The organism is Chryseobacterium sp. SIMBA_028, from assembly GCF_046535285.1.
Taxonomy (GTDB): Bacteria; Bacteroidota; Bacteroidia; order Flavobacteriales; family Weeksellaceae; genus Chryseobacterium.
This window is the reverse complement of sequence record NZ_JAWRWZ010000233.1, coordinates 1-276: the sequence shown is the minus strand read 5'-3', so window position 1 is coordinate 276 and position 276 is coordinate 1. Positions and strand designations below refer to the sequence as shown.

The window sequence follows — 276 nt, the reverse complement described above, 5'->3', positions numbered from 1 at the left end:
CCAAGATCATAAGAAATCTCACTGATCGATTTTGCAGGAATAAAAATCTGTTCTTTGGCGACTTCTATCAGTTTATTATGAATAAATTCCTGGGCTGAGACCCCAAGTTCTTTTTTTATTAAATCTCCGAAATAATTGGCTGAAAGATTAAGCTGCTCTGCAAAATAGTTAACCATTGGAAAACCTAAGTTTTTAGGCTTGTCAGAACGCAGATAGTCATCGAGAAGATGTTCAAATTTACCAATGAATCCACGGTTCACATGATCTCTCGTCACA

1 protein-coding gene is annotated in these 276 nt (G+C 36.2%); it reads right to left on the bottom strand.

Annotated features, from left to right (window positions below):
- Positions 1-276 (bottom strand): helix-turn-helix domain-containing protein (locus tag SCA31_RS23280; protein ID WP_410699394.1); only part of this gene is annotated, 276 nt, incomplete at both ends.